The organism is Citrobacter sp. EC_71 (assembly GCF_019584005.1).
Classification (GTDB): Bacteria; Pseudomonadota; Gammaproteobacteria; order Enterobacterales; family Enterobacteriaceae; genus Citrobacter; species Citrobacter werkmanii.
The window spans coordinates 104289-117435 of record NZ_VDAY01000002.1; the positions used below are offsets into that span (position 1 = coordinate 104289).

Annotated in this window: 6 protein-coding genes and 3 tRNA genes; 5 read left to right on the forward strand and 4 right to left on the reverse strand. The window is 54.3% G+C overall.

What is annotated here, in order from left to right:
• Positions 1–172: 172 nt before the first annotated feature.
• Genes ptrA through recD form a run of 3 tightly spaced genes read left to right on the forward strand, consistent with a single transcriptional unit; the run spans position 173 to position 8425 of the window.
• On the forward strand, positions 173–3061 hold the full coding sequence (gene ptrA, locus FHD02_RS02370; protein WP_137361264.1) for a pitrilysin: 2889 nt from the start codon (positions 173–175) through the stop codon (positions 3059–3061).
• Positions 3054–6599, forward strand: coding sequence for an exodeoxyribonuclease V subunit beta (gene recB, locus FHD02_RS02375; protein WP_137370684.1), 3546 nt, complete (start codon positions 3054–3056; stop codon positions 6597–6599). Before ptrA ends, recB begins: the two co-directional genes overlap by 8 nt.
• The gene (recD, locus tag FHD02_RS02380; RefSeq protein WP_137370683.1) at positions 6596–8425 is read left to right on the forward strand and encodes an exodeoxyribonuclease V subunit alpha; all 1830 of its coding nucleotides are present in this window, start codon (positions 6596–6598) and stop codon (positions 8423–8425) included. The genes recB and recD overlap by 4 nt, the downstream gene beginning before the upstream one ends.
• A gap of 44 nt (positions 8426–8469) precedes the next feature.
• Here the strand turns inward: recD and argA are convergent, their stop codons facing one another.
• Positions 8470–9801 carry an amino-acid N-acetyltransferase gene (gene argA / locus FHD02_RS02385; protein ID WP_061382378.1) on the reverse strand — a complete coding sequence of 444 codons (1332 nt, stop codon included), beginning with the start codon at positions 9799–9801 and terminating at the stop codon, positions 8470–8472.
• Positions 9802–10035: 234 nt separating this feature from the next.
• Here argA and amiC point away from each other — a divergent pair, with 234 nt between their 5' ends.
• The gene (gene amiC / locus FHD02_RS02390; protein WP_042310761.1) at positions 10036–11289 is read left to right on the forward strand and encodes an N-acetylmuramoyl-L-alanine amidase AmiC; all 1254 of its coding nucleotides are present in this window, start codon (positions 10036–10038) and stop codon (positions 11287–11289) included.
• Positions 11290–11364: 75 nt separating this feature from the next.
• Here amiC and FHD02_RS02395 read toward each other — a convergent pair.
• The 3 genes from FHD02_RS02395 to FHD02_RS02405 form a co-directional block, all read right to left on the reverse strand.
• Positions 11365–11441 (reverse strand) — tRNA-Met (locus FHD02_RS02395).
• A gap of 151 nt (positions 11442–11592) precedes the next feature.
• Positions 11593–11669 (reverse strand) — tRNA-Met (locus FHD02_RS02400).
• A gap of 48 nt (positions 11670–11717) precedes the next feature.
• Positions 11718–11794, reverse strand: a tRNA-Met gene (locus FHD02_RS02405).
• Positions 11795–11999: 205 nt separating this feature from the next.
• On the opposite strand from FHD02_RS02405, the gene mltA reads away from it, so the two are divergent.
• Positions 12000–13097, forward strand: coding sequence for a murein transglycosylase A (gene mltA / locus FHD02_RS02410; protein WP_137349455.1), 1098 nt, complete (start codon positions 12000–12002; stop codon positions 13095–13097).
• The last annotated feature ends 50 nt before the right edge of the window (positions 13098–13147 follow it).

Genomic DNA, 13147 nt, shown 5'->3' on the forward strand with positions numbered 1-13147 from the left:
ATAAAAATTGCGCAATTCGATAGCTTCCACTATGATGCGCATTCTGTCACGGACTGATTCTTACAAAGAGAAGATGCTGACTTGTTCAGCACAAAGTCTTGCCCTGTTCAGGCCACGTATTGATACGTGGTTTGCAGTGAACAGGTGAATACGTTAATGATGAGGTTTGTGAATGCCCCGCAGCACCTGGTTCAGCGCATTATTGTTGTTCGTCGCCCTTTGGGTTCCCGTAAGTCAGGCAGATACCGGTTGGCAGCCTTTAGCTGAAACCATCCGTAAAAGCGATAAAGATACCCGCCAGTATCAGGCCGTGCGCCTTGATAACGGCATGGTCGTGTTACTGGTATCCGATCTGCAGGCCGTGAAATCCCTTTCTGCACTGGTGGTACCTGTTGGCTCGCTGGAAGATCCGGACGATCATCAGGGGCTGGCGCATTATCTCGAACACATGTGTCTGATGGGCTCGAAAAAATACCCGCAGCCCGACAGCCTGGCTGAATTCCTGAAAATGCATGGCGGCAGCCACAACGCCAGCACAGCGCCTTACCGTACGGCTTTTTATCTTGAAGTCGAAAACGACGCGCTGGTGGGGGCAGTGGATCGACTGGCGGACGCGATCGCCGATCCGTTGCTGGATAAAAAATATGCCGATCGCGAGCGTAACGCGGTGAACTCCGAGCTGACGCTGGCGCGTACCCGGGATGGGATGCGTATGGCGCAGGTCAGCGCTGAGACGATCAACCCGGCGCACCCTGGCTCGCGTTTCTCCGGCGGAAATCTGGAGACATTAAGCGATAAACCGGGTAACCCGGTGGTGCTGGCCTTACAAAAATTTCATGAAAAATACTACTCCGCGAACCTGATGAAGGCGGTGATTTATAGCAATAAACCATTGCCAGAGCTGGCGCGGATAGCCGCTGATACTTTCGGCCGCGTACCGAACAGAAATATCGAAAAACCGGAAATTACCGTACCGGTTGTCACCGACGCGCAGAAAGGCATCATCATCCACTATGTGCCGGCAATGCCGCGTAAAGTCTTGCGCGTCGAGTTTCGTATCGATAACAACAGCGCAAAGTTTCGCAGTAAAACGGATGAACTGATAACCTACCTGATTGGCAATCGTAGCCCTGGTACGCTGTCCGACTGGCTGCAAAAACAGGGGCTGGTGGAGGGCATTCGTGCCGATTCCGACCCGGTTGTTAATGGTAACAGCGGGGTGTTAGCCATTTCTGCGACGTTAACCGACAAAGGGTTGGCGAACCGCGATGAAGTTGTCGCGGCCATCTTTAGCTATCTCAATCTGTTACGTGAGAAAGGCGTCGATAAACGCTACTTTAACGAACTGGCGCACGTGCTGGATCTCGATTTCCGTTATCCTTCAATCACTCGTGATATGGACTACGTGGAATGGTTGGCTGATACCATGATCCGCGTTCCCGTCGAGCATACGTTGGATGCGGTGAATATTGCCGACCAATATGATGCGCAAGCCATTGCGCAACGTCTGGCAATGATGACGCCGCAGAATGCGCGTATCTGGTATATCAGCGCGAAAGAACCGCATAATAAAACCGCTTATTTTGTCGATGCGCCTTATCAGGTGGACAAAATCAGCGACAAAACCTTTGCTGACTGGCAGCAAAAAGCACAGGGCATTGCGCTGTCTTTGCCAGAGCTGAACCCCTACATTCCGGATGATTTCACGCTGATCAAAGCGGATAAAAAATACGCTCACCCGGAACTGATCGTCGATGAGCCGGATTTGCGCGTGGTGTATGCGCCGAGCCAGTATTTTGCCAGCGAGCCGAAGGCTGATGTCAGCGTGATCCTGCGTAACCCGAAAGCGATGGACAGCGCGCGCAACCAGGTATTATTCGCCCTGAACGATTACCTGGCGGGAATCGCGCTCGATCAGTTAAGCAACCAGGCATCGGTGGGTGGAATAGGTTTTTCGACCAACGCTAACAATGGTCTGATGCTTAACGCTAATGGCTACACTCAACGTCTGCCGCAGCTTTTTCAGGCTTTATTGAGCGGTTATTTCAGCTACACCTCAACGGATGAACAACTGGCACAGGCGAAATCCTGGTACGCTCAGATGATGGACTCTGCGGAAAAAGGTAAAGCCTACGATCAGGCGATTATGCCGGTGCAAATGCTGTCTCAGGTGCCCTATTTCCCACGCGATGAACGTCGCGCGTTATTGCCATCCATTACGTTGAAAGAGGTGATGTCCTACCGCGATGCTTTAAAAGCGGGGGCGCGGCCTGAATTCCTGGTGGTAGGTAATATGAGCAAAGCTCAGGCTACAACCATGGCGCAGGATATTCAGAAACAGCTTGGCGCGAATGGTTCGCAGTGGTGCCGGAACAAAGAAGTGGTCGTGGACAAGAAGCAGTCCGTCATCTTTGAGAAAGCGGGCAGCAGCACGGATTCTGCGCTGGCGGCGGTATTTGTGCCAACTGGCTATGACGAATACAGCAGTTCAGCCTACAGCGCCATGTTAGGGCAAATTGTTCAGCCGTGGTTTTACAATCAATTGCGTACTGAAGAGCAGTTAGGTTACGCCGTATTTGCTTTCCCGATGAGCGTTGGTCGTCAGTGGGGTATGGGGTTCCTGTTACAAAGCAGTGATAAGCAACCGTCTTACCTCTGGGAGCGTTATAAAGCATTTTTCCCGACGGCGGAAGCGAAGCTGCGGGCAATGAAACCGGAAGAGTTTGCGCAAATTCAGCAGGCGATCATTGCGCAAATGCTACAGGCGCCGCAAACGCTGGGGGAAGAAGCCTCACAGTTAAGCAAAGATTTTGATCGCGGCAATATGCGCTTCGATTCACGTGATAAAATAGTGGCTCAGATTAAACTGCTGACGCCGCAAAAACTTGCCGACTTCTTCCATCAGGCGGTGGTTGAGCCGCAAGGCATGGCGATACTGTCACAGGTTTCCGGCAGTCAGAACGGGAAAGCAGAATACGTGCGCCCGGAAGGCTGGAAAGTGTGGCAGACCGTCAGCGCGTTGCAGCAAACCTTACCCCTGATGAGTGACAAGAATGAATGATGCCGCTGAGTCCCTTGATCCACTGCGCTTGCCCCTGACGGGCGAGCGCCTGATTGAAGCCTCTGCGGGCACCGGTAAAACCTTTACCATCGCCGCCCTGTATTTACGTTTACTGCTTGGACTGGGCGGCTCTGCCGCCTTTCCACGTCCTCTGACCGTCGAAGAACTGCTCGTGGTCACCTTCACCGAGGCGGCCACCGAAGAGCTGCGTGGCCGAATTCGTAGCAACATTCATGAGCTGCGCATTGCCTGTCTGCGCGAAACCACCGACAACCCGCTATATGCTCGTTTGTTAGACGAAATAGCCGATAAAAAACAGGCCGCCCAGTGGCTGCTATTAGCTGAGAGACAGATGGATGAAGCGGCGGTGTTTACCATTCACGGTTTTTGTCAGCGCATGCTCAGCCTCAACGCCTTTGAGTCAGGCATGCTGTTTGAACAGCAACTGATTGAAGACGAATCACTGCTGCGTTATCAGGCGTGCGCGGACTTCTGGCGGCGGCATTGCTATCCGTTGTCCCGCGACATTGCGCAGGTTATTTTTGAAACGTGGAAAGGTCCTCAGGCGCTATTGAGTGATATCAATCGCTATCTGCAGGGGGAAGCGCCGGTAATCAAGGCTCCGCCGCCAGATGACGAAACGCTGGCCTCCCGGCACGAACAAATTCTCGTCCGCATTAACCTGATTAAGCAGCAATGGCGTGATTCCGTTGATGAGCTTGACGGTCTGCTGGAAGCCTCAGGGATCGACCGGCGTAAATTTAATCGCGGTAACCAGGGTAAGTGGATCGAAAAGATCAGCGCATGGGCGCAGGAAGAAACCCAGAGTTACCAGCTTCCTGACGCACTGGAGAAATTTTCACAGCGTTTTCTGCAAGAGCGCACCAAAACGGGTGGCGTAACGCCTCAGCACTCGCTTTTCGTCGCCATTGATGAACTGCTTAGCGAACCGTTAACTCTCCGCGATCTGGTGATTACCCGGGCGCTGGCGGAAATCCGCACCGCGGTTGCCGAAGAGAAGCGCCGACGCGGCGAGCTTGGCTTTGACGATATGCTCAGCCGTCTGGATGCGGCGTTGCGCAGTGAAAGCGGCGATGCGCTGGCGGCGGCTATCCGTACCCGTTTCCCGGTCGCGATGATCGATGAATTTCAGGATACCGATCCGCAGCAGTACCGCATATTCCGCCGGATCTGGCAGCATCAGCCAGAGACCGCGCTGCTGCTGATTGGCGATCCCAAACAGGCTATTTATGCGTTTCGCGGCGCGGATATCTTCACCTATATGAAGGCGCGCAGCGAAGTCAGCGCGCATTATACGCTCGACACCAACTGGCGTTCTGCCCCCGGCATGGTCAATAGCGTGAATACGCTTTTCAGCCAGATGGACGACGCCTTTATGTTCCGCGAAATCCCCTTTAGCCCGGTAAAATTTGCAGAGAAAAACCAGTCGCTACGGTTTGTTTTACACGGTGAAACACAGCCCGCAATGAGTATGTGGCTGATGGAAGGGGAAAGTTGTGGCGTTGGTGACTACCAGAACTACATGGCGCAAGTGTGCGCAACGCAAATTCGCGACTGGCTTAAGGCCGGACACTCTGGTGATGCGCAACTGGTGAGCGGTAAAGCATCCAGGCCGGTACGCGCCTCAGACATCAGCGTACTGGTTCGTAGCCGCCAGGAGGCGGCGCTGGTCCGCGATGCCCTGACGCAACTGGCGATTCCCTCCGTCTACCTTTCCAACCGTGACAGCGTATTTGAAACGCTGGAAGCGCAGGAATTGCTGTGGATGCTGCAAGGTGTGATGACGCCGGAACGGGAAAACACGCTGCGTAGCGCGCTGGCGACCTCAATGATGGGGCTGAATGCGCAGGATATTGAAGCATTAAATAACGACGAGAATGCCTGGGATGCGGTAGTTGAAGAATTCGATGGCTATCGTCAAATCTGGCATAAACGCGGCGTCATGCCGATGCTGCGTGCGCTGATGACAAACCGCCAGATTGCGGAAAATCTGCTGGCGACGGCAGGGGGCGAACGCCGCCTGACTGATATTTTACATATCAGCGAACTGCTCCAGGAAGCGGGATCGCAACTGGAAAGCGAGCATGCGCTGGTGCGCTGGTTGTCCCAGCATATTCTTGAACCGGACAGCAATGCGTCCAGCCAGCAGCTCAGACTGGAAAGCGACAAGCATCTGGTACAAATCGTGACTATTCATAAATCGAAAGGGCTGGAATATCCGCTGGTCTGGCTGCCGTTTATCACGAATTTCCGCGTCCAGGATCAGGCGTTCTACCACGATCGCAGCTCCTTTGAAGCGGTACTGGATCTCAGTGACGCCAGGGAGAGCGTTGAGCTGGCAGAGGCTGAACGCCTGGCGGAAGACCTGCGCTTGCTCTACGTTGCGCTAACCCGTTCGGTATGGCACTGCAGCCTTGGCGTTGCGCCGTTGGTACGTCGTCGGGGCGATAAAAAAGGGGATACCGATGTGCATCAGAGCGCCCTTGGCCGTCTGTTGCAAAAAGGTGAGTCAATGGATGCCGTGGGGCTGCGTGGCGCGATTGAAGCGCTGGGTTGTGACGATATTGTCTGCCTGACGCCAGGTCAACCTGACGGTGAGCGCTGGCAGGTTGCACAGCCGGTCAGCGCCACATTGAGTGTGAGAACACTGCAACGTACCCCCGGCGACGGCTGGCGCGTGACCAGTTATTCCGGCCTGCAACAGCGCGGACATGGAATCGCGCAGGATCTGATCCCGCGCCTGGATGTTGATGCCGCAGGCGTTGGCGAGGTCATTGCGGAGTCAGGACTCACCCCGCATCAATTTCCGCGCGGCGCCTCGCCGGGCACGTTTTTGCATAGCCTGTTTGAGGACCTTGATTTTACCCAACCGGTAGATCCGCATTGGGTCGAGGAAAAACTGGCCCTGGGCGGTTATGACGCGCATTGGACGCCGGTTTTGACCGCATGGCTGGACGCCATTTTGCAGGCGCCTCTCAACGAGACGGGCGTCAGTTTGAGCCAACTTTCCGCCCGTGAAAAACAGGTGGAGATGGAGTTTTATCTGCCGATTTCGCAGCCGCTGATGGCCAGCCGACTTGATGCGTTGATCCGTAAATACGATCCGCTTTCAGCGGGCTGCCCCGCGTTGGATTTTATGCAGGTACGCGGCATGCTTAAAGGGTTTATTGACCTGGTGTTTCGCCACCAGGGACGTTATTACCTGCTTGATTACAAATCTAACTGGCTGGGTGAAGACAGCGCAGCCTACACGCAGCAGGCGATGGCCTCAGCTATGCAGGCGCATCGCTACGACCTGCAATATCAACTTTATACCCTGGCGCTGCATCGCTACTTACGCCATCGCATTGCTGATTATGATTATGAACGCCATTTTGGCGGCGTTATCTATCTTTTCCTGCGGGGCGTTGATGGTCAGGATCCGCAGCAGGGAATTTACGCCACCCGACCAGACGGCGAATTGATCGCTTTGATGGATGAGATGTTTGCCGGTGCGGAGCTGGAGGAGATGTCATGACAATCCAGAAACGATTACTGCAAGCCGTTGAGCAAAAACAGCTCCGGCCTCTGGATGCCCAGTTTGCGCTGGCAGTTGCCGGAAATGACAATCCTGCGGTTGCGCTGGCTGCGGCATTGCTCAGCCGCGAAGCCGGAGAAGGGCACGTCTGCTTACCGCTTTCGCGATTATCCTTACGCGAAGATGCTCATCCTCTGTTAAGCGCCTGGCTTGCTGAGATGGGCGAGCCTGAAGACTGGGCTGAATGTTTGCTGGCCTCCGGGGCAGTAAGCCGTGGCGAGCAACCGACCCCGCTGGTGCTGTACGGCGATCGTTTATATCTGAACCGCATGTGGCATAACGAACGCGCGGTGGCACGTTTTTTCAGTGAAGTTAACCACGCTATTGAGGTGGATGAACAACGGCTGACCGACACGCTGGAGGCACTGTTTCCATCATCGGAAGGCGTTAACTGGCAAAAGGTGGCCGCTGCTGTGGCGCTGACCCGCCGTATATCAGTGATCTCCGGCGGACCGGGTACTGGAAAAACGACAACGGTCGCGAGGCTTCTGGCGGCGTTGATCCAGATGGCGGACGGTGAACGCTGCCGTATTCGTCTGGCGGCGCCAACGGGAAAAGCGGCTGCGCGTCTGACCGCCTCGCTGGGGGCGGCGCTGCGAGAACTGCCGCTTACCGATGAGCAAAAGAAACGCATTCCCGATGATGCCAGTACGCTGCATCGGTTATTAGGCGCTCAGCCTGGCAGCCAGCGCCTGCGTCATCACGCGGGGAATCCGCTGCATGTAGATGTGCTGGTGGTGGATGAAGCCTCAATGATTGATTTGCCGATGATGTCGCGCCTTATCGATGCCCTGCCGTCGCACGGGCGGGTGATTTTTCTCGGCGATCGTGACCAGCTTGCCTCCGTCGAGGCGGGGGCGGTGCTCGGGGATATTTGTGCTTTTGTCAGCGAAGGATTTACCCCGGAACGTGCCCGGCAGCTTAGTCGCCTGACCGGTAGCGCTATTCCGGCGGGAGTGGGTACTCAGGCGGCGGCGTTGCGTGACAGCTTGTGTCTGCTGCAAAAAAGCTACCGTTTCGGCAGTGACTCTGGGATCGGTCAATTGGCTGCTGCGATTAATCGCGGTGACAAAGCTGCGGTAAAAACGGTTTTCCAGCAGGGATTCAGCGATATCGAAAAACGCACGTTACACAGCAGTGAAGATTACGCCGCGATGCTGGATGAGGCGCTGGCCGGTTATGGGCACTACCTGGATTTACTGCACGAGGGCGCCGCGCCGGATGCCATCATTCAGGCCTTCAATGAGTATCAGCTGTTATGCGCTTTGCGGGAAGGCCCGTTTGGCGTTGGCGGTTTGAATGAACGCATTGAGCAGGTGATGACGCAAAAACGTAAAATTCGCCGTTCGACGCACAGTCGTTGGTATGAGGGAAGGCCGGTGATGATTTCGCGCAATGACAGTTCGCTGGGGTTATTTAACGGTGATATTGGTATTGCCCTCGAGCGTGGACAAGGGTTGAGGGTGTGGTTTGCGCTGCCGGACGGTTCGATTAAGTCGGTGCAACCCAGCCGCTTGCCTGAGCATGAAACCACCTGGGCGATGACGGTACATAAATCGCAGGGATCTGAGTTTGACCATGCGGCGTTGATTTTACCCAGCCAGCATTCCCCCGTGGTTACCCGCGAGCTGGTCTATACCGCCGTAACCCGCGCGCGCCGCCGTCTGTCGCTGTATGCCGATGAACGAATATTGGGCGGGGCAATTGTCATGCGTACGGAACGCCGCAGCGGACTGTCGGCGTTATTTAATGACGGCATGATGTAGCTGTAGGCCGGATGCGGCTGTTATGCCGCATCCGGCAACCACTCTTACCCCAAATCCGCCATCAGCACTTTTGAGCGCCGCTGATAGTTGTACATCTCTTTCTTGCTTTCCGGCAGCAGGTCGATATCCACTGGCGTGAAGCCGCGCTCCTGGAACCAGTGGATGCTGCGGGTGGTCAGTACGAACAGCTTACTCAGTCCCATTTGCCGGGCCTGCGCGGCGATCCGCTCCAGCAATACTTCCCCGCGTGACGAACTACGGTAGTCCGGATGTACCGCCACACACGCCATTTCGCCAATCCTCTCTTCAGGGAAAGGATACAGAGCGGCACAGGCGATAGTCAGGTTATCGCGCTGAATAATGGTGAATTTGTCGATCTCCATTTCCAGTTGCTCGCGGGAGCGGCGGACCAGAATGCCTTGTTGTTCCAGCGGACGGATCAGCTCCAGAATGCCACCGATATCGTTAATGGTGGCGCGGCGAATTTGCTCGGCGCTTTCCATCACGATTTGCGTACCGATGCCATCGCGGGAGAACAGTTCCTGCAGCAATGCGCCATCTTCCTGATAGCTGATCAGGTGGCAGCGGCGTACGCCACTGCGACAAGCTTTCACCGCACCGCGCAGGAAGCGCACCGTGCCTGAGCTGTAGTCACCTTTCTCTTCCTGTGACTCGACGCGCGCCTGGGCTTCGTTAGGGAACAATTCGGAAATAATATCGCCATCATCGTTGGTGACCCCCTGGGAGGAGCAAAAACCAATCATTTTCTCCGCTTTCAGTTTGATAGCCAACTGCGTGGCGACCTCTTCTGACGTCAGATTGAAGCTCTCACCGGTAACGGAAACGGCGACTGGTCCCATCAGGACTATCGCGCCACTGTCCAGTTGACGGTGAATGGCCTCTTCATCAATACGACGAATACGCCCGCTATGGCAGTAGTCCACGCCGTCATCAACGCCCAGCGGCTGGGAGATAATAAAATTCCCGCTGACCACATTGATATGCGCACCCTGCAATGGCGTATTATTCAGGCTCATCGACAGGCGGGCGGTAATATCAAGCTGAAGTAATCCCGCAGCCTGTTTGACCAGCTCCAGCGTTTTAGCGTCGGTGACGCGCGTATTTTTGTGGTACACCGGTTCATGATGATGCGCCGCAAGATTGGCATCAATCTGCGGTCGTGCGCCATAGACCACGACAAGGCGGATGCCGAGGCTATGAAGAAGCCCAATGTCATTGACGATACTGGAAAAGTTTTCATGCTCGATGGCTTCGCCGCCCAGCATAATGACAAACGTTTTTCCCCGATGGGTATTGATATAGGGAACAGAATGGCGGAATCCCTGTACCAGTTCGGTTCTACGCTCCTTCACCACGGCACACCCTCATTGCATTATTATTCGTAATTTGTGTATTTTTATTCTGTTTTGGCGCCGTGCGCAAGCGTAATTTTTACCCATGCCGCAGATTTTTTTCAGTAATGCCGTGAATATAAAAAGAATGTTTACCCTTTTATAGATGACAGATTATGCGTCATTCGCTAAAGTTTCCGGTCAATTCGGACGTTTTACGTATTACTTCAATAAAGATTTCTTTTGCTCGGGAGAAGCATGTCGGGATCCAATTCAGCAATTAGTCGCCGTCGTTTACTGCAAGGTGCGGGTGCTATGTGGCTTTTAAGCGTCAGTCAGGTCGGTCTGGCTGCCGTGAGTCAGGTCGTTGCCGTACGTATCTGGCCGGCGTCCAGTTATACCCGCGTCACGGTGGAATCCAACCGTTTGCTGAAATACAAACAGTTTGCCCTGAGTAATCCTGAGCGTGTGGTTGTCGATATTGAAGGCGTTAATTTGAACTCGGTGCTTAAGGGCATCGGCGCGCAGATTCGTCCTGACGATCCCTATATTAAGTCGGCGAGAGTCGGGCAATTTGACCCGCAGACCGTGCGGATGGTGTTCGAGCTGAAACAGAATGTGAAGCCGCAACTCTTTGCCCTGGCTCCCGTCGCCGGTTTTAAAGAGCGTCTGGTCATGGATCTTTATCCTGCCAATGCGCAGGATGTTCAGGACCCGCTGCTGGCGTTGCTGGAAGATTACAACAAGGGCGATCTGGATAAACAGGTGCCGCCTGCGCAAAGTGGTCCGCAGCCGGGTAAAGCGGGGCGCGATCGTCCGATTGTCATTATGCTGGATCCCGGGCACGGTGGAGAAGACTCCGGTGCGGTGGGGAAATACAAGACGCGTGAAAAAGATGTGGTACTGCAAATTGCCCGTCGCCTGCGAGCCCTTATTGAGAAAGAGGGCAACATGAAGGTCTTTATGACGCGTAATGAAGATATATTCATTCCGCTAAAAGTGCGTGTGGCGAAAGCGCAGAAACAGCGTGCGGACCTGTTTGTCTCTATTCACGCCGATGCCTTTACCAGCCGGCAACCCAGCGGCTCATCGGTGTTTGCGCTCTCCACGAAAGGGGCGACCAGTACCGCGGCAAAATATCTGGCCCAAACCCAGAACGCCTCGGATCTCATCGGTGGCGTTAGCAAAAGCGGTGACCGTTATGTCGACCACACCATGTTCGATATGGTGCAATCGCTGACCATCGCCGACAGCCTGAAGTTTGGCAAAGCGGTGCTGAATAAGCTCGGTAAAATTAACAATCTGCATAAGAATCAGGTTGAGCAAGCCGGGTTCGCGGTGCTGAAAGCGCCGGATATTCCCTCTATCCTCGTGGAAACGGCATTTATCAGTAACGTCGAAGAAGAGCGTAAGCTGAAGACGGCAACCTTCCAGCAGGAAGTGGCGGAGTCGATTCTGGCAGGGATTAAAGCCTACTTTGCCGATGGTGCGACGCTGGCTAGAAGGGGATAACAAAAAAGCGCTGAAAAGCGCTTTTTTTAACGAACTACAGATACAAAAAAACACCCGTTAAGGTGTTTAATGTGTTGGTTGCGGGGGCCGGATTTGAACCGACGACCTTCGGGTTATGAGCCCGACGAGCTACCAGGCTGCTCCACCCCGCGTCCGTCTTTTTGCTTCGTATTTCAAACCACATCTGCGTTGGCTTTCCTCGTTCACCTCAGTCACTTACTGGAGTAAGCTCCTAAGGATTCACTGCGTCGCCGCCTTGCTGTGATTCGAACTACTTTGCAAAAATATTGCAGCAAATATGATTGGTTGCGGGGGCCGGATTTGAACCGACGACCTTCGGGTTATGAGCCCGACGAGCTACCAGGCTGCTCCACCCCGCGTCCGTCATTACTCTTCCATCGAGTAACGTTACTGCTTCTGATTTTAATTGGTTGCGGGGGCCAGATTTGAACTGACGACCTTCGGGTTATGAGCCCGACGAGCTACCAGGCTGCTCCACCCCGCGTCCGTGGATGCGCACTATACTCTGCTCGCATTTTCATGCAACCCTTTTTTCACCTTGATCACGTTTTAAGGGTGAAAATGAACAAAAACAACGCATTCTGGATTGTTTTTTGCGCAAAATTTGCGTTCGGGTATGCATACGCATTTCATTAGGTACGGGGGTTTGTTATCTTCGTCTCGCATTCAGGCAACATAAGACGAGAACAATGAAAGGACGTTGGGCAAAATATCTTCTGGCGGGAGCAGTCGTTGCGATGCTCGCCGCGTGTTCCTCAAAACCCACCGATCGTGGGCAGCAGTATAAAGACGGGAAATTTACCCAGCCTTTCTCACTGGTGAACCAGCCTGATGCGGTTGGCGCGCCAATCAATGCCGGTGATTTCGCCGAGCAGGTTAATCAGATCCGTAGCGCATCGCCGCGTTTGTACGGTAACCAGAGCAACGTCTACAACGCTATCCAGCAGTGGTTACGTGCGGGCGGTGATACGCGCAGCATGCGTCAGTTTGGTATTGACGCGTGGCAAATGGAAGGGGCGGACAATTACGGTAACGTTCAGTTTACGGGTTATTACACGCCGGTTATTCAGGCGCGCCACACGCGTCAGGGTGAGTTCCAGTATCCTATCTACCGCATGCCGCCAAAACGCGGGCGTTTACCGTCTCGTGCCGAGATCTACGCAGGCGCGCTAAGCGATAATTATATTCTGGCGTACAGCAACTCCCTGATGGACAACTTCATTATGGATGTTCAGGGCAGTGGCTATATCGATTTTGGCGACGGTAGCCCGCTTAACTTCTTTAGCTACGCCGGGAAAAACGGCCATGCCTACCGCAGTATCGGGAAGGTGTTGATCGACCGTGGCGAAGTGAAAAAAGAAGATATGTCGATGCAGGCCATTCGCCACTGGGGAGAAACGCACAGCGAGGCCGAAGTGCGTGAGCTACTGGAGCAGAACCCATCGTTTGTCTTCTTTAAGCCGCAATCTTTTGCGCCGGTGAAAGGGGCCAGCGCGGTACCGCTGATTGGCCGTGCATCCGTGGCTTCTGATCGCAGTATCATTCCTGCGGGTACCACGTTACTGGCGGAAGTTCCTTTGCTGGATAATAACGGTAAGTTCACCGGTCAGTACGAACTGCGCCTGATGGTGGCGCTGGACGTGGGCGGTGCGATTAAAGGCCAGCACTTTGATATCTATCAGGGCATTGGCGCTGACGCCGGACATCGTGCCGGGTGGTATAATCACTACGGCCGCGTATGGGTGCTGAAGTCATCCGGCAACGCGGGTAACGTATTTAGCGGTTAATTGCCGGATGGCGCTTCGCTTATCCGGCCTACATTACTGTGTAGGCCTGA